The organism is uncultured Chitinophaga sp., from assembly GCF_937898475.1.
GTDB lineage: Bacteria > Bacteroidota > Bacteroidia > Chitinophagales > Chitinophagaceae > Chitinophaga.
The window spans coordinates 579,208-595,046 of record NZ_CALEJS010000015.1; the positions used below are offsets into that span (position 1 = coordinate 579,208).

General features: G+C 50.6%; 15 protein-coding genes. 6 read left to right on the forward strand and 9 right to left on the reverse strand.

Annotation, left to right across the window (positions count from 1 at the left end; translation table 11 throughout):
- The first annotated feature begins 60 nt into the window (after positions 1–60).
- Positions 61–2,010, forward strand: a complete 1,950-nt coding sequence (locus Q0577_RS09205; protein ID WP_298735179.1) for a M1 family metallopeptidase — start codon at positions 61–63, stop codon at positions 2,008–2,010.
- A 174-nt stretch (positions 2,011–2,184) separates the two neighbouring features.
- On the opposite strand, the gene Q0577_RS09210 is transcribed toward Q0577_RS09205, so the two are convergent.
- Both Q0577_RS09210 and Q0577_RS09215 read right to left on the reverse strand, forming a co-directional pair.
- Positions 2,185–2,667 carry a DUF2214 family protein gene (locus Q0577_RS09210; protein WP_298735182.1) on the reverse strand — a complete coding sequence of 161 codons (483 nt, stop codon included), beginning with the start codon at positions 2,665–2,667 and terminating at the stop codon, positions 2,185–2,187.
- A gap of 17 nt (positions 2,668–2,684) precedes the next feature.
- Positions 2,685–2,807, reverse strand: a complete 123-nt coding sequence (locus tag Q0577_RS09215; RefSeq protein WP_298735194.1) for a hypothetical protein — start codon at positions 2,805–2,807, stop codon at positions 2,685–2,687.
- 176 nt (positions 2,808–2,983) lie between these two features.
- On the opposite strand from Q0577_RS09215, the gene Q0577_RS09220 reads away from it, so the two are divergent.
- Entirely contained in the window at positions 2,984–3,625 is a 642-nt protein-coding gene (locus tag Q0577_RS09220; protein ID WP_298735197.1) for a MarR family winged helix-turn-helix transcriptional regulator, read from the forward strand.
- A 6-nt stretch (positions 3,626–3,631) separates the two neighbouring features.
- Here the strand turns inward: Q0577_RS09220 and Q0577_RS09225 are convergent, their stop codons facing one another.
- The 6 genes from Q0577_RS09225 to Q0577_RS09250 all read right to left on the reverse strand — a co-directional run bounded on the left by Q0577_RS09225 (position 3,632) and on the right by Q0577_RS09250 (position 10,742).
- Positions 3,632–5,323: a hypothetical protein gene (locus Q0577_RS09225; RefSeq protein WP_298735199.1), complete on the reverse strand. Its 1,692-nt coding sequence runs from the start codon at positions 5,321–5,323 to the stop codon at positions 3,632–3,634.
- Between the two features lie 25 nt (positions 5,324–5,348).
- Positions 5,349–6,068 carry a glycosyltransferase family 2 protein gene (locus Q0577_RS09230; protein ID WP_298735202.1) on the reverse strand — a complete coding sequence of 240 codons (720 nt, stop codon included), beginning with the start codon at positions 6,066–6,068 and terminating at the stop codon, positions 5,349–5,351.
- A gap of 144 nt (positions 6,069–6,212) precedes the next feature.
- Positions 6,213–6,551, reverse strand: a complete 339-nt coding sequence (locus Q0577_RS09235) for a hypothetical protein (RefSeq protein ID WP_298735205.1) — start codon at positions 6,549–6,551, stop codon at positions 6,213–6,215.
- A 68-nt stretch (positions 6,552–6,619) separates the two neighbouring features.
- Positions 6,620–8,293: a hypothetical protein gene (locus Q0577_RS09240; RefSeq protein ID WP_298735207.1), complete on the reverse strand. Its 1,674-nt coding sequence runs from the start codon at positions 8,291–8,293 to the stop codon at positions 6,620–6,622.
- A gap of 4 nt (positions 8,294–8,297) precedes the next feature.
- Positions 8,298–8,894 (reverse strand): RNA polymerase sigma factor, encoded by a 597-nt coding sequence (locus Q0577_RS09245; protein ID WP_366884154.1) that lies wholly within the window; start codon positions 8,892–8,894, stop codon positions 8,298–8,300.
- A gap of 198 nt (positions 8,895–9,092) precedes the next feature.
- Entirely contained in the window at positions 9,093–10,742 is a 1,650-nt protein-coding gene (locus Q0577_RS09250; protein ID WP_298735210.1) for a hypothetical protein, read from the reverse strand.
- 145 nt (positions 10,743–10,887) lie between these two features.
- On the opposite strand from Q0577_RS09250, the gene Q0577_RS09255 reads away from it, so the two are divergent.
- The 4 genes from Q0577_RS09255 to Q0577_RS09270 all read left to right on the forward strand — a co-directional run bounded on the left by Q0577_RS09255 (position 10,888) and on the right by Q0577_RS09270 (position 14,645).
- Positions 10,888–11,775: a decaprenyl-phosphate phosphoribosyltransferase gene (locus Q0577_RS09255; RefSeq protein ID WP_298735212.1), complete on the forward strand. Its 888-nt coding sequence runs from the start codon at positions 10,888–10,890 to the stop codon at positions 11,773–11,775.
- Positions 11,775–13,175 (forward strand): FAD-binding oxidoreductase, encoded by a 1,401-nt coding sequence (locus Q0577_RS09260; protein ID WP_298735214.1) that lies wholly within the window; start codon positions 11,775–11,777, stop codon positions 13,173–13,175. Before Q0577_RS09255 ends, Q0577_RS09260 begins: the two co-directional genes overlap by 1 nt.
- A 28-nt stretch (positions 13,176–13,203) precedes the next feature.
- Positions 13,204–13,935, forward strand: coding sequence for an SDR family oxidoreductase (locus tag Q0577_RS09265; protein ID WP_298735216.1), 732 nt, complete (start codon positions 13,204–13,206; stop codon positions 13,933–13,935).
- A 113-nt stretch (positions 13,936–14,048) separates the two neighbouring features.
- Entirely contained in the window at positions 14,049–14,645 is a 597-nt protein-coding gene (locus tag Q0577_RS09270; RefSeq protein ID WP_298735218.1) for an HAD-IB family hydrolase, read from the forward strand.
- A gap of 379 nt (positions 14,646–15,024) precedes the next feature.
- Here Q0577_RS09270 and Q0577_RS09275 read toward each other — a convergent pair whose 3' ends face one another.
- On the reverse strand, positions 15,025–15,792 hold the full coding sequence (locus Q0577_RS09275) for an acyl-CoA desaturase (RefSeq protein WP_298735221.1): 768 nt from the start codon (positions 15,790–15,792) through the stop codon (positions 15,025–15,027).
- Positions 15,793–15,839: the final 47 nt, after the last annotated feature.

Here is a 15,839-nt window from a genome sequence, read left to right on the forward strand (position 1 = left end):
CCTTTCAAATTAATCACTATCTTCTTTCATGTTATATCACCGTTAAGACAACAATTGTTTATGAGAATCAGTAAATTCTTCCTACTGCATGCCTGCATCCTCATCAGCTGCCTGCACACCCTGATGGCCCAAACGCCTGGCGGGTATGACCAGCATGCTGCCTTTAACCCGCTCTTCTATACCCACAACGGCAATGAGTACCGCAGCGCAGGCGGAGCACCGGGACCAAAATACTGGCAGAACCGGGCAGACTATACGATCAACGTTACACTGGATACCACCCGGCACCGTATCAGCGGATCGGTGCTGATCACTTATACCAATAACAGCCCGGATACGCTGTCATTCCTCTGGCTGCAGCTGGACCAGAACATTTACCGGGCAGACTCCCGCTCCGTTGCCACCGCAGTGGTGACCGGCGGACGCTTTAACAATCGCAGCGTGACCCAGGGCTTTGAGATCAGCAAAGTAAGTATTACCCAGGCGGGAAAAAGCCGTGAGGCACGGTACCGGGTAAACGATACCCGAATGAAACTGGAACTGCCGCAGGCATTGAAAGCCCAAGGCGGCACGGTACAGGTAAAAGTGGACTACGCCTTTGAAATACCTCTCTACGGTACCGACCGTTTAGGCAGGCTGCCCACCCGCTATGGCTGGATCTATGAAGTGGCACAATGGTATCCCCGCATGGCTGTATATGATGATGTACTGGGCTGGAACACTGCTCCTTACCTGGGTGCTGCTGAATTTTACCTGGAATATGGTAACATCAGTTACAACATCACCGCACCGGCGGGTATGATCATAGCTGGCTCCGGCGAGCTGCTGAACCCCGCACAGGTGCTGACCGCCGATCAGATCAGCCGCCTTGGCCGCGCACGCGTAAGCGATCATACCGTGATGATCCGCGACAGCACCGAGATCATCACGCGTACGGATGCACGCAACGGGCAGCTTACCTGGCGCTTCAGCTGTAAGAACACCCGCGATGTGGCCTGGGCAGCCTCTCATGCATTTATCTGGGATGCCGCCCGCATTAACCTGCCCGGCGGCAAAAAGGCGCTTGCCCAATCCGTATACCCCGTGGAAAGTGCAGGACATACCGCCTGGAGCCGCTCTACTGAATATGTGAAAAACGCTATCGAGCTCTACTCAGAAAAATGGCTGGAGTATACCTACCCGGTAGCAACCAATGTAGCAGGCATTGTAAGCGGCATGGAATACCCCGGCATTGTTTTCTGCTCTGCCAGAAGCGCCGGCAACGGGTTGTGGGGTGTTACGGATCATGAATTCGGACACAACTGGTTCCCAATGATCGTTGGCTCCAATGAACGAAAGTATGCGTGGATGGATGAGGGCTTCAATACCTTCATTAACCAGCTCAATTCCAAAGCATTTAATAAAGGAGAATACTATCAACCTTTAACAGGCGGCAGACTGGCCACCAATCTGTTCGGTCCCGGATCAGAAGGCATACTGAACATTCCCGATGTAATACAGGCACGGCAGCTGGGCAACCTGGCCTACCTTAAACCCGGCCTGGCCCTCATGCTGCTACGCGATTATGTACTGGGACCGGAAAGGTTTGATGAAGCATTCCGGGCCTATATACACCGCTGGGCCTTTAAACACCCTACACCCTGGGACTTCTTCCGCACCATGGAAAATGTAAGTGGTGAAGACCTCAGCTGGTTCTGGCGGGGCTGGTTCCTGAATACCTGGAAACTGGATCAGGCAGTGAAAGAAGTGAAATACCAGGACAATGATCCTGCAAAGGGCGCATTGATCACCATAGAAAACCTGGATCAGATGGTGATGCCGGCGATTATCGCCATGAAAGAAAGCAACGGCAAAACAGACACTGTCCGTCTGCCCGCTGAGATCTGGCAACGCGGCGGTACCTGGACATTCCGCTATCCTTCCACCACTCCGCTCAGCCAGGTACTGATAGATCCTGATCAGGCTTTCCCTGATATGAACCGTCACAACAACGAATGGAGGCCCCAGTAGGGGACAAATACCGAAATCCAAATACCAAATACCAAATACCAAATTCCAAATTCCAAAATCCAAAAATGCGGAGCACTTTTCAAAGAACACCCGTAATACAGCATGGAGCATTTCAAATTGGTATTTGGTATTTGGTATTTGGCATTTGGAATTTGGTATTTGGAATTTGCATTGCTAGCCCTGGAACTTATAAACGGCCAATACAAAGATGATCAGCAGCACCAATAGCTGTAAGGCATGAAAAACTCGCAGTCTGCGTCTGAGCATACCATGCTGTACCACATCTGCTACGCCATTGGATGATGACAACAGTTGCTTCAGCTTTTTGATCACCGGCGCGCCGAAGATCCTGGCATTCAGCACAAGAAAGATCACCAGCCCCATTTTAACCTCAAACCAGAGCTGTTTGGTAACAGCAAACTGGAACGCCCTTAGCAACAGGAAGCCGCTGATAAGGATGAGCGCTCCCCCAAGGCCGAAGAAAATGTTATAAGCCTGTGATGTTTTGAACACGGCAGCTGCCTGACGTTCATCCTCCGGGTAATATTTCCAGAGCTGTCTCAAAGTTACATAGCTGCCCAGCAGGCCGGCGGTCAGCAGGGCAATACCGGTAATGTGCAGTACAATCCCCAGCGGGAATAGATTAATGGTACCCATATATTGAAGTTTAATGCTTACAAAAGCCTCTTTCTCAACAGTAAACGAACCAGCAGCTGCACAATACCCAGGTGTATAATACCCGGCGTATAAATAAACAGCCTCGCCTCCCGCATAAAGGAAATAAACGGATTGTTCATAGTCTGATGTTTTTAAACCTCAGCTAATGCATTAGCAGCAATGTAAGATGGGTGTAGGTAAACAGCGATTAATTTGTACGTACTCGAAGTAATTACTCCAAATATACTACAACCCCGTTGTAATAACAAAGGGGATTGTAATAATTTTTATTATTTTGTTCCATATCCGTAGTAATATGAACAAAACAGTAGAGCTGGTAAACGCCTGGGGCGCTTTTGAAGAAAAACATCCGGACAGCAGCATTGCAGAATTTTGCCGTTATTATCTTTCCACGCAGCAGGAGGAAGAACAGTCCCTGCCCAGGGCGTTAACCGGCGGACTACAGCCAAAGAAACCGGAAGCCCTGCTGGCTAAGCTCATGGGCCGCATTGTAAGGCTGCACCAGCTGTATGGCCGCATTGCCCTCGAAGGTACCGGCATCAGCCAGTTTGAGGAGTTTGCACTGCTGAACACCATCCTGCAGATGAAAGAGCCCCGTAAATCAGACGTTATCTATGCCACCATCTACGAAATGTCTACCGGTACCGACCTGCTGAACCGCCTGCGGAAAAACGGCTTTATCACCGAACTGCCCGACCCTGCCGACGGCCGCTCCAAGCGTGTAAAAATTACCGCCAGGGGTGAAAAAGTATTACAGGCCAGCTTTAAACGGCTTACACAGCTCGTAAATATGCTGTTTGGTGAAATGGGGCAGGACAATATCATGCTGTGCATCCAGCTGATGAAAAATGTAGAAATAAAATTTTCTGAACGCTGGCCGGAAGATAAAGGAAAATCGTTTGACGAGATCTATACAAGTGTGATGTCTGACATTTAAATTTCCTTACCTTACCCTGAACCCTTCTTCCAGGGTTTTTCCCCGCAGCTCCACTCCTTCCGGCAACTGCCATGTACAGGGTAATGGCGCATCCCAGCAACGGTCTGATTGATCCGGCGTATAGTAAATGAATGGAACTGTATGCCGGACCACCTTCTGCTGGAAACAGGGCGGCGGCATCCACCATCCATTCGCCGCCACCGGCGCAATGGCGCCCAGCTGCATGAACTGCCGGTGCAGGTGGCCGTACAGCAGCAGTGTAGCAGCCTGCATGGCCAGCAGCAATACAATAATGGCCAGCTGTAAATAACGAAAAGAACGCAGGTTCATCAAAAGCAGGTACCCCATCAGTATACAGGCAGGCACCAGGAAACCATAGGCAAAGCGCGGATCAGGCGCGGAGAAAAACCAGCAACCAGCGCCAGCATACAGGAACAATACCCAATACCGCAAGCCAGCGGGCAATACACATCTTCTCCACCATAATGCAAAGGGCAACAGGATCATAACCAGCAGCATACATTGATCATATATGCGCAGGTTGTGCAGAAACCAGATGCGTACCCGTTCCTGGAAAGTAGCGGCGCTCAGCACAGCGGGATCCCTGACCAGGTAAAAGGCCCACATCTTAATGAGTTCCCGCACCTTACCAACACCCGGCGCAGGATATTTCCAGTCAAATGAAAACAGGTCCGCCTTTTCAAATGGAAATACCAGGTAACCGCTGAGGATCACATTGCGGATCAACCAGGGCAGCAGTATCCATACCGCTATCACCACCAGCAGCTTTGCCTGCCGCCAGGCGCCTGAACGTACAACACGTATCAGGTGACAGGCAGGTAACAACAGCACCGTTATTGCCGATATCTTTACCGTTACCAGGAAAACCGCGCAAAGAAAAATGAAGAAAAGATCCTCCTCTCCCGCTTCGCCGTTACGATCCGCAATAGCTTCCATCCACAATACCAGCAGCAGTGCACAGAGATAGAACACCGCCATATCCGGTGCGGGGGCCGTCATATTGTATACCAGTACCACCGGTAAATGCATTCCTGCCAAAAGGCCGGCTTTCATCCACCAGCTGATACCGCGCGGGGCGGCGCCTAAAGCGGGTAACAGGTACAAAGCCACCAGCAGGTACAGCAAACCGTTCAGCTGGTTCACCGCCTGCCCCGTAATGAAATGCCAGTTAAACAGTGCGCTGATCACATGCCAGTGCGAATTGAAACCAAAGCGCTCATGCAGGTTGGCCAGGCCGGGTACCACGGGATATTGCTGCATCCATTTAATGAACTGTATATAATACAGCCCCTCATCATAAGCCAGTGATTGCCGCGATGAAAGATAAAGGGCAAACACCAGCAATACCAGGAATACCGCCCTGACAATCACTGGTTCCGCTCTTATTTGCTGCCGCCAGCGTTTTACCGCGGCATGTACAGTTTTGCGCTGCAGCCACCACAACAAAAGACCACCCGCCAATATTAGCATATTGGCAAGTTCTGCCAGCGGCATCAGTAAAGACAGCCAGGAAGCAACCACCCCGCAGGTCATCAAACCGCTCAGGGTGATCAATGAAAAAGAATATGCACCGCCTGGCTGCCGGCAGGCATACCTGTACCAGGCCGTATAGACGCCGATGCCATAAGGAATTGACAGTAAGACAATGCCCGCGAACTTCAATAAAAGAAAAACCATGACACTTGTTAGCAGTTAACAATTTTCATCCGTTCAGGAAATTGTATTTCAGGATGCAGTAAATAGCCCGGAAACCATCTTTATAGTTGATCTTCTTGCCCTCGCGGTAAGTACGGCCATAATAAGAGATCCCTACTTCATAGATGCGTATGCCGGGTATACGGCTGATCTTAGCCGTTACCTCCGGTTCAAAACCAAAGCGGTTCTCTTTCAGCTGCACGCCTTTGATCACATTACTGCGGAACAGTTTGTAGCAGGTTTCCATATCCGTAAGGTTCAGGTTAGTACACATATTGGAAACAAAGGTCAGGAACTTGTTGCCGATGGTGTGCCAGAAGAAAAGGATGCGATGCGGCTGGTGCCCCCTGAAACGGCTGCCATATACTACGTCTGCCTTTCCCGCGAGGGCGGGCGCCAGCAGCAGGTTAAACTCTTCGGGGTCGTATTCCAGGTCGGCATCCTGGATCACGATAAAATCACCGCTGGCGGCATGGATACCGGTACGCAGCGCCGCCCCTTTTCCGCGGTTAACATCATGGCGGATATACCGGAGCTGTGCCGCTGGATAATGTTCCCGGAATAATTGTACCTGCAGTCCCGTATCGTCGGTAGAATGATCATCTACTACTACTATTTCCTGCTGCATGTTGTGCAGCAGCTTTACTTCGTGTATGCGTAACAGGATGTTATAGATATATGCTGCTTCGTTATATGCCGGAACGATCACTGACAATTTTAAATGCATAATTCAGCTGTTGACTAAAGCCAATTCGTAATGGATAAAAAGGTAAAGACTAATAATCAGGCCTTAACAGGAATACTAAAGCCGTTGCCCTATCTAAACAATCAAAATATTAATTGAAAGCTACCAAGTGACTGATCCCTACGCTCATGAATGCCTGCGGCGCAGGCTATCCGGCCAGGGAAAGGTATCATGCGGAAGTGTGTCGTGCGGCGGCCATGGAAAGGTGTCATGGGGAGGCCAGTGAATAGTATCGTGCGGCGGCCATGGAAAAGTGTCGTGCGGAAATGTATCATGCGGGAAAGAATCGTGCGGAAAGCTGTCATACGGCGGCCAGAGGGTATCATACCCGGTGCTGTCACTGAATGCCGCAGCTTTCAGGCCTTTCAGCTTTTCTACTGCCTTGATGGATTCCTCTTTCTGACAGGCGGTGTTCCCAACAATGAACGCGCCTGTCAGCATTACAAAAACATGAAGTTTGTGCATACAAAATATGGTTTATATACCATTGAAGACAGGCACAGCAATAGAAAAGGTTGGGTAAAAAGACGATGTTATTTTTTGCCGATGGGTATACGGATATACAGCTCCAGCAGGCTGTTGTCCTGGATCCGTTGCAGCGGCGCCTGGAAACCCTTATCACCGGCAGAACGCCACAGTACTACCCGGTAATTGAAGCCGGCCTGCAGCCGTGGACTTACATACCAGGAGAGATCCAGGTTCCAGCTGAGTTGGTTCCTGCCGGGTAAACGGCCCGGACTGAACGCAGGGTCTGTAAATGATCCGGGGTTTAGCGTAGTATCGCGTATTATGCGGGAGCTGACAGTCGCGCTGTCTTTCGTGCCCGAAGCCGCAGCCATGCTGTATACCAGGCCGCTGCTCACTGCCAGCTTATTGCGGTGATATCCAACATTGATACCGGCAGATCCTGCAAAGGCGCGCCTGAAAGTATAGGGTGTGCGGGTAGTATCCACGTTGTAACGATCCTGTATACCGCCGCCCGTGGTATCAATGCGATATTTGCTGACGGCTACGTGCGAGAAAACTTTATTATAGCCGGTAATATAACTGGCGCTCAACTGCGGCTGCAGGAACCAGTTATTACCCAGCGGGTATATATATAACACGCCCACACGAAGACCTAAGGCACTGCTTAAAGGCGATAGTACACCCAGCTGCAAACCCCAGCGGCTTGCTGTTGCGCCCATGCTTAATCCGCCGCTTCCGGAAGCGGATACCGGTACCCCTGCATGGCGGCTGCCTGCCGACAGCGTAGCTAACGGCGACGCAAATACGTTAGGTGTAACAAGGGGATTCAGCCATGAAAAACGTTTATCCTTCACAGTGGGTACACCTGCAACAGGTTCATTATCATCTGCAGTACCGGGTACGGATGTGTTATTTACTTTATTATGAAGCAGGCTTTGCTGATATCCTTTTGCGGCCGTTACATGATTGCCGTCCATAGCGCCGGGAGCGGCTGCGCGATCCTGCCCCTTCCCTTCTTTGGCAATTACATTGCCTTTCTTTGCAGCCGTCAGCTGATGACCGGCGCTTTTAACCGGCCTGTCAGAATGGTTGTTTGCAGGTGTATTTGTATGCCCGGCTGCTGGTGCGGCCATGCTACCTGCTGCCGCGCGGGCAATGGTTGCCGGCGGAACACTATTATTCAGTTGATCGTTCGCTGCTGCCCTGGTACGGGCCGCATCTCCCCGCCTTTTTTCCGCCGCTGTCAACGCAGGGTTAATTGGCAGCGCAGGGTCTCCTGCCCCGGGTGTACCGGTAATGGTTGCCGGTACCACCCCGCTGCTGTCTGCAGCAGGTATGCCCGGCAGCACGTTGCTATTTGCAGGAATGAAAGAGCTGTCAGCCGCTATGTTATTAGTGTTCAGTGTTTCCGGCGTTTGCAGCGGCTTGTGCTTATGTGGTGAATGCGTTTGGGTGCCGGATGACGCTCCTCCCGGTTTTGTTTCCCGCAGGAAATGCGGCGCCACCCACATAGCAGCGGCGAACAGCCCCGTGGCAACGAAGGGAATGATAATGGCAGCCCTGTTAAACCGGAAGCGAAGAATGCGCGGCTTTGGCTTAGCGGCGTCTTCCTCATCCAGCAGGGCTGCCATTTTTGACCAGGACTGGCGCTTCAGCTCCGCTCCGGAATCTTCCGGGGCGTCTTGCCGGGCAGCGGCCTTTCTCAGCCAATCTTCAATATGTGAGTGCTTGTCATCCATTCGTTCATACGGGCTTGTTATTATCAAAAGACCGCTGTGCCAAAAGTTGCTCCTTCAATATCCGTTTGCCTTCCGCAACATGCCATTTGGAAGTGCCGCTGCTGATATTCAGCAGCGATGCAATTTCCTTATGTGCATACCCCTCAATAATAAACAGGTTGATCACCACCCTTGTAGTGGGTGGCAATTGTTGCAGCACCAGCAACAGTTCCTTATATTCCAGCTGGTTATTATCATCGGTATAATGTGCATATTCAGGGATCTCTCCCACCGCCTGCGCTTTTATCTGTGCCTGGGCGCTTCTGAAGTAGTCGGCAATGGCATGTATCATGATCCTGCGCAACCAGCCCTCAAAGCTGCCGGTATGGCTATAATCTCCTATCTTTTTAAATGCCCTCAGGAAACCGTTGTTCAGGATATCCACCGCTTTGTCACGGTCGCTGGTATACCTCCTGATCATAGACAACTGCCGGTCAAAGAACAGGTTATAGAGCTTTTCCTGGCTCAAACGGTCATTCCTGCGGCAGCCTTCCAGTATCTGGTCCAGGCTGTCGTGTCCATTATCAGAGGGTGCGGTATGTTCAGATACCTTCGGTGGCAGCTTAGTTAATTTTGATTGTTTAAAAGCCGAACGGTTTCACGTCGGAAAGTTTAAAAGTCTGCGGGTTTGAAAGTTAAAAACGTTCGCGAACGAGATCAAACTTTTAAACTTTCAAACCGTTAAACTTTCAGACCCCAAACATTTAGACTATGACAGGTCCCTGCTACCAAAAGGTTGGGTGTTTGCAGCAATATTTTTTTAAGGTTTTACATATACCTCGATGGTGGCGTTCGTAGGCCGCCGGGGCGCCAGGAACGTATCGGCCAGGCGGTAATGCTCCTGTAGCTCTTTACGGAGCGCAAAAGGGAAGAAATTATTCAATCCCGGCGCATATTCATACAATATAAGATCGTAATGATGGCCCCTCACCTTTTGGGTGAAAGCATCCAGCTGCCGGTTAAACATACCCACACCCAGGTGATACCACAAGGGGTAATCCTGCCCGGTTTCAAGCCGGAAAGGCATCGCATGCGCCAGGGGGGTTAACTCCGTCATGTTCAGCACTTTAATGCTATCCTTCTTTTCTTTTACAACAGGCAGCTGCAGCAGCCGTTCCATACCTTCTACGGTGGAAGGCGGCATATAGACCTTTTTAAACCCGGGCAGGCGGCTGAACACCCATTCCGAAGTCGGCACATTCACCCCGGTATCAGTGCTCAGCATAAAATTGCGGCGGGATACCACGTTCTCCGCACCCGGTGCGCTGGCTGCCACCTCCGTGGTGGGAAACACCCGGGCAAACACCCGGTCAATATATTTCCAGAATACGCCAGACCACCACAAAAGCACCAGCAGGGCTGCAGCGGTAAATGCCCTGAAACGCCCCAGGTCTACCTGCTGTAAGGAGCTGAACTGCGCACACAAGAAAGCAAAGGCGAAACTGTGGAAGAAGATATTATTGTCCGGCGGCGTATAGCTGGTTACCTGGAAAAGGGCCGCTTCTGCCAATATACCCAGGGTGAGCAGCGTAAACAACATGGCCCGTTTATTCTCCCAGAAAGCTTTAAATTTCCGAAACGCCGGTACCAGGCTCACTACCATCAACACCAGGTAGAATTTGATCCACTGGGAGCCCCCGAGGATCTCCTCTGCAAAATCACTGACTGCCAGGCGGGAATTATGCGGCGGTTGTCCATGGTTAAACCAGTAGCCAAAGCCGTAACGGGTCAGCGGCAGGATAAAGATGGCCGCCACCAGGGCCAGGAAGCCCAGGAATACCGGTATACCCAGCCAGCTTTTTTCATGCAGGCTGTTATATAATAAAAGGGCCAGGCATAACAACAGGGCCAGTCCGCCGCCATCCTGCTTGGTAAAGATAGACAGGAATACAAACAGGGCTGCCGGCAGTAACCATAATAAGCGTTTACGTGTTTGCGGCCCCGTGAGATACTGGAACAGGAACGCCAGTCCCGCCAGCTCATAAACGATCACCGTATGGTTATACCAGGGCCAGAAATTAAAGAACGAGTAAGACAGTACGAACACCAGTACAGACAATGCCCGGATACCCGGCGCCAGTTCCAGGCGCTGCAGTATATGCCTGAACGAAAACCCGGCCATTATATTAATAAACACCTGGGCCTTTACCAGCGAAATGAGCTGGGGACCAAACAGCCGGAAGAATATCGAGGGGATGATCCAGTAGCCATATCCCAGCGGCAAACCGAAATCCTTATAGGGCATCTGCCCCTGTGACATACGGTAAGCGCCCTCCCAGGAAAGGAAGATGTTCACCCGGTAGGGAAAGGTGGCAAAAAGCGGTACCAGGGCCAGGCCAATAATGATCACTGCCTCAATTACGGTAAAGATGCTACGTTTTTGGTAAAGGGAAGACCCGGACATCGACATATGGGGGAACGATTTTTTTTAGTGCCCCAAAAGTAATTAAAAAAGCAGTTAGCTGCTAGCCCCTGGCTGTTAGCGAATTGCTAATAGCTAACAGCTATCGGCTTTTTTTGTATCTTGCCCCCTGATCAATCAGTTCGCTATCCCGGTGCAATATCTAAAACTACTCAGGCCCCATCATTGGGTTAAAAACTTATTTCTGTTCGTGCCCCTCTTTTTTGCAGGAGAGCTTTTTCACTTGTCCATGGTATCAGACCTGATACTGTCGTTCTTTGCGTTCAGCCTTACGGCCAGCAGTATCTATATTATTAATGACTATAAGGATATTGAGGCAGACCGCCGGCATCCGGTAAAGCGTAAACGACCGATGGCATCCGGAGCAGTTTCGCCGGCAGCCGGTCTCGTTCTCTTTGTGATCTGCCTGGCCATCGGCATCGGCCTGGCCTGGTATGTAAAACCAAAATTCCTGTTTGTTGTAGGCATCTACTTTGTACTGAACCTCTTATACTCCCTTGGCTTAAAGAATATTTCCATCCTGGATATTATCATACTCTCCACCGGTTTCGTGCTTCGCATCAAGGCCGGGGGCATTGTTTCCAATACCGCCGTTTCCTCCTGGCTGATCGTGATGGTGTTCCTGCTGGCCCTTTTTATGGCCGTGGCCAAACGCCGCGATGATGTGATCATCAAACAGGTATCCGGCGCGGAAATGCGGAAAGCTGCCAGCGGGTATAATATGGACTTCATGAACGCAATGCTGGCCCTGCTGTCTGCCGTGATCATCGTGTGTTACCTCATGTACACCCTGGACCCCAGCACACAACTCCGTTTCCAGACCTATCGCCTCTATTATACCACTCTTTTTGTAATTGCCGGATTATTACGATATTTGCAAATAACCTATGTGGAGAATAATACCGGCTCCCCTACCAAAATCCTGTACAAAGACCGTTTTATCCAAGTAACCATAGCCCTGTGGATCCTGAGCTTTTATGTGATCATTTATTTACCGGCAAACAAAAGTTTCTTTGACTAATGCAAAAACGCTTAGCAAATTGGGGCAATTACCCGGTCGTTTCCTGCGAAGAGCGCTCCTTTTCCAGGGAAGACCAGCTACAGGAGATACTGGATACACAAACTTCGCTGATAGCGAGAGGCAACGGCCGCTGTTATGGCGATGCCTCCCTTGGCGACTATAGCATTTCCACCCTTAAATACGATAAAGTCCTCAGCTTCAACACCGCGGAAGGCATCTTTGAATGCCAGTCCGGCGTTACGCTGGACCAGATCCTGGAGATCATCGTCCCCAAAGGATGGTTCCTGCCCGTTACCCCCGGCACCAAGTTCATTACCGTGGGCGGGGCCGTGGCCTCTGATGTGCATGGTAAGAACCATCATGTGGACGGCGCTTTCTCCAGCCATATTACAGAGATGGAGGTGATCACCTCCCTGGGGCCTATCACCTGCGGTCCCGACAGGGAAACAGATCTTTTCCAGGCTACCTGCGGCGGCATGGGGCTCACCGGCATCATTACCCGGGTGAAGTTCCGCCTCAAAAAGGTGAGCACTTCGTATATACGGCAACGGCAGATCAAGGCCCGCAACCTGGAAGAAGTGATCCGCCTCTTTGAAGAGAACAAGCACTACACCTACTCCGTGGCCTGGATAGACTGCCTGCAGAAAGGCGAGTCATTTGGCCGCAGCATCCTGATACTGGGCGAGCACGCCACGCCGGAAGAGCTCCCTGCAGAGCAACGCAATGCTCCCCTGCAGCTGCCTGCCAAGAAAAAGCTGACCCTTCCCTTCAACCTGCCGTCTTTTGTGCTGAACAAACTGACCGTGAAGGCCTTCAACTGGCTGTATTACGCAAAAAATACAGCACGGGAAATCAATAACGTGGTGTCCTACGAGCCCTTCTTCTACCCCCTGGACGCTTTCCTCCACTGGAACCGCGGTTATGGTAAAGCAGGCTTTGTACAGTACCAGTTTGTACTGCCCCTGGATCAGAAAGAAGGCCTGGTGGCCATCCTTCAACGCATCAGCGATAAGGGCTGGGGCTCTTTCCTGGCCGTTCTGAAAGTATTTGGCCACCAGGACAGCCTCATCTCCTTCCCCATGGAAGGCTATACCCTGGCGCTTGATTTCCCTGTGAGAAAAGGACTCTTCCCTTTCCTCGACGAGCTGGATGCCCTCGTACTGCAATACGGCGGCCGCATATACCTTTCAAAGGATGCCCGCATGAAACAGGAAGTCTTCTGGCAAAGCTATCCTCATATCCAGCGCTTTGCGGACATCGTTAAGCATTACAACAGCAACGCTCAGTTCAGGTCCCTTCAATCAGACAGGCTCCTGCTGACGCCCGCACAATCAACTCATCCACCTCGTCATGAATCAACACAAACTATAATACACCTGTTCCGCCATCACGATTTTTAATTATTAATACTTACTTCATCTATAATAAATGCCTACCGTTCTCATCCTCGGTGCCGCCTCAGACATGGCCGTCGCCATTGCCCGGCAGTTTGCCGCAGAAAAGTATGATATTCAACTGGCTGCACGCAATGTTTCCGCTTTACAGGCACAACAACAGGACCTGGAGATCCGTTACAGTATCCAGGCCACTACGCATGCCTTTGACGCGCTGGACTTTGACAGCCATGCTGCCTTCTACAACAGCCTGCAGCCGAAGCCAGACATCACCGTCTGTGTATTTGGCTACCTGGGCGATCAGCAGCAAGGGCAATCCAACTGGCAGGAAGCGGAGCGCATCATCCATACCAACTATACCGGGGCGGTTTCCGTACTTAATATAGTGGCAGATGATTATGCGGCCCGCCGCCAGGGCGCCATTATCGGCATCAGCTCTGTGGCCGGTGAACGGGGCCGCCAGAGCAATTACCTGTACGGCAGCGCAAAAGCTGGCTTTACGGCTTACCTTAGCGGACTCCGTAACCGCCTGTTCCACCAGGGTGTTCATGTAATGAGCGTACAACCGGGTTTTGTGTATACCCGTATGACCGAAGGACTCACCCTGCCGCCGCTCCTGACCGCCCAGCCGGCAGATGTAGCAGCGGCGATGGTAAAGGGACTAAAAGGCCGTAAGAATGTATTGTATGTGAAATGGTTCTGGCGCTATATTATGCTCATAATCAAGTCAGTACCGGAGTTTATCTTCAAAAAATTAAAATTGTGAAATAAGGGACATAAACCATTGGTACATAACACTTTCCGGTGTGTGCACTACACACTCTTAACAATAAATGCCAATCATTAACGGTGTATGACTGACAGCTAACTATTTAGTCTATGAAAATAGCTTTTTTTGACTTTGACGGCACCATTACACGGCGGGATACCCTTTTCGAGATCATCCGGTATCAGAAAGGAGCCATTGCCATGTATGCAGGCATGCTGCTGCTTTCCCCGGTACTGGTATTGTTCCGTTTAAAGCTGCTGTCCAGCCACCGTACCAAGGAGATCGTATTGCGCTGGTTCTTCCGCGGCACACCGGCGGCACAGTTCCGTACCATGTGCGAGGCCTTCTGCAAACACCGCCTGCCTTCCCTGCTGCGGCCCCAGGCTATTGCCGCTATCAAAGATCACCAGTCCAAAGGACACCTGGTAGCCGTGGTAACCGCCTCCGCCCGTGACTGGGTGGCCCCCTGGTGTGCAACTATGGGTATCAGCTGTATTGCTACCCAGCTGGAAGTAAAAGATCAACACCTCACTGGTAACATATTGGGCCTTAACTGTAATGGAGACGAGAAAGTGTGCCGCATTCAGGCGGAGTACCAGCTGGATCAATACGAGGATATTTACGCCTATGGCGATAGTAATGGGGACAAAGCGATGTTGGCCCTGGCAGGAACGGCGGTTTATAAACCATTCAGGACGAATGCTTAAGTATCCGGTTTTCACATTTAATATTAAACTTTTTCTCTCCATTCAGCTACTCCAGGCAATACCCTGCTGTGTAAATGGTACACAACCAGGAAAAGACGTTATCAGTTAGTGACATTAGCCGGTGCTTACCGTGAAGTATTGCTGTTGAATTGCAGCAGGACCCGTGTCTGCTCCCGGGATATCGTATCGATAACGTATTGGTGTAGTATCTCTATAGGGGCTACGTTATCGCTACTATATCTCTACTATATGTCTACTTTATCTCTTGGGTTAACACGGGTGGAATACGGGTGGAATACGGGTGGGATATAAAGAAAAAGAGATCGTCTGCCGAACAGCAGACGATCTCTCGTTATTTACAGAAGATATTTGATCAGGCTCAGGCAGCCGCTTTATATTCGGCTTTCTTCACTTTTGCGCTCTTCAGCTTGATAATACCTACAAAGTTCATCAGCTTCATTACCGGGTAGGTAGGATCGAATTCGAACCATTTCTTGGCAAAATTCGGGCTGTCTTTGTACATATGGTGATTATTCTGGAACAGCTCACCCAGCAGCAGGATACCCCAGGGGGAAGTGTTGCGGGAGTGATCATTATTGTTAAAGTTGCTGTAGCCGTATTTGTGACCGCACCAGTTTACGATAGCGCCCTGTACAGGTCCCATCAGGAAGTGAATGGGCAGCAGCAGGAACCAGATCCAGCTGGGGGCAAAAGCTACGTAAAAAGCAATGTAACCCAGTCCGAAGGTCAGGCGGGTCAGCATATGGTCGCCAAAACGATCCAGTGCATGCCACTCCGGTAAAGGTTCTGCCGTGAACTTGGCATCCGGCACGTTCTTGCGGGTCAGGAAACTGTTATACAATTTGCGGGTCTGCACCATCATAGACCACACGTCTTTAAAGAAGTGGGGAGAATGCGGGTCATGTTCGGTGTCGCTATATTCGTGATGCATACGGTGCATTACACCATAGGCTCTTGGAACCAGGTAGGAAGAGCCCTGGAAAAACCAGGTACTGAAATAGAAAACACGCTCCCAGCCTTTGCTGGCGGTATACATCTGGTGAGAAGCATACCTGTGTAAGAAGAAAGTGTGAAAGAACAGTGAAAAGAACCAATGCACACCGAAGAAGATCAAGATCGCTACCATTATAAGTTGTTAGTGGTTAGTTACCAGTCGGATCCGTAAAAAAAGCC

Coding starts and splice junctions, on each gene's coding strand:
- Q0577_RS09205 (WP_298735179.1), top strand. CDS start 61: ATGAGAATCAGTAAATTCTTCCTACTGCATGCCTGCATCCTCATCAGC.
- Q0577_RS09210 (WP_298735182.1), bottom strand. CDS start 2,667: ATGGGTACCATTAATCTATTCCCGCTGGGGATTGTACTGCACATTACC.
- Q0577_RS09215 (WP_298735194.1), bottom strand. CDS start 2,807: ATGAACAATCCGTTTATTTCCTTTATGCGGGAGGCGAGGCTGTTTATT.
- Q0577_RS09220 (WP_298735197.1), top strand. CDS start 2,984: ATGAACAAAACAGTAGAGCTGGTAAACGCCTGGGGCGCTTTTGAAGAA.
- Q0577_RS09225 (WP_298735199.1), bottom strand. CDS start 5,323: ATGGTTTTTCTTTTATTGAAGTTCGCGGGCATTGTCTTACTGTCAATT.
- Q0577_RS09230 (WP_298735202.1), bottom strand. CDS start 6,068: ATGCATTTAAAATTGTCAGTGATCGTTCCGGCATATAACGAAGCAGCA.
- Q0577_RS09235 (WP_298735205.1), bottom strand. CDS start 6,551: ATGCACAAACTTCATGTTTTTGTAATGCTGACAGGCGCGTTCATTGTT.
- Q0577_RS09240 (WP_298735207.1), bottom strand. CDS start 8,293: ATGGATGACAAGCACTCACATATTGAAGATTGGCTGAGAAAGGCCGCT.
- Q0577_RS09250 (WP_298735210.1), bottom strand. CDS start 10,742: ATGTCGATGTCCGGGTCTTCCCTTTACCAAAAACGTAGCATCTTTACC.
- Q0577_RS09260 (WP_298735214.1), top strand. CDS start 11,775: ATGCAAAAACGCTTAGCAAATTGGGGCAATTACCCGGTCGTTTCCTGC.
- Q0577_RS09265 (WP_298735216.1), top strand. CDS start 13,204: ATGCCTACCGTTCTCATCCTCGGTGCCGCCTCAGACATGGCCGTCGCC.
- Q0577_RS09270 (WP_298735218.1), top strand. CDS start 14,049: ATGAAAATAGCTTTTTTTGACTTTGACGGCACCATTACACGGCGGGAT.
- Q0577_RS09275 (WP_298735221.1), bottom strand. CDS start 15,792: ATGGTAGCGATCTTGATCTTCTTCGGTGTGCATTGGTTCTTTTCACTG.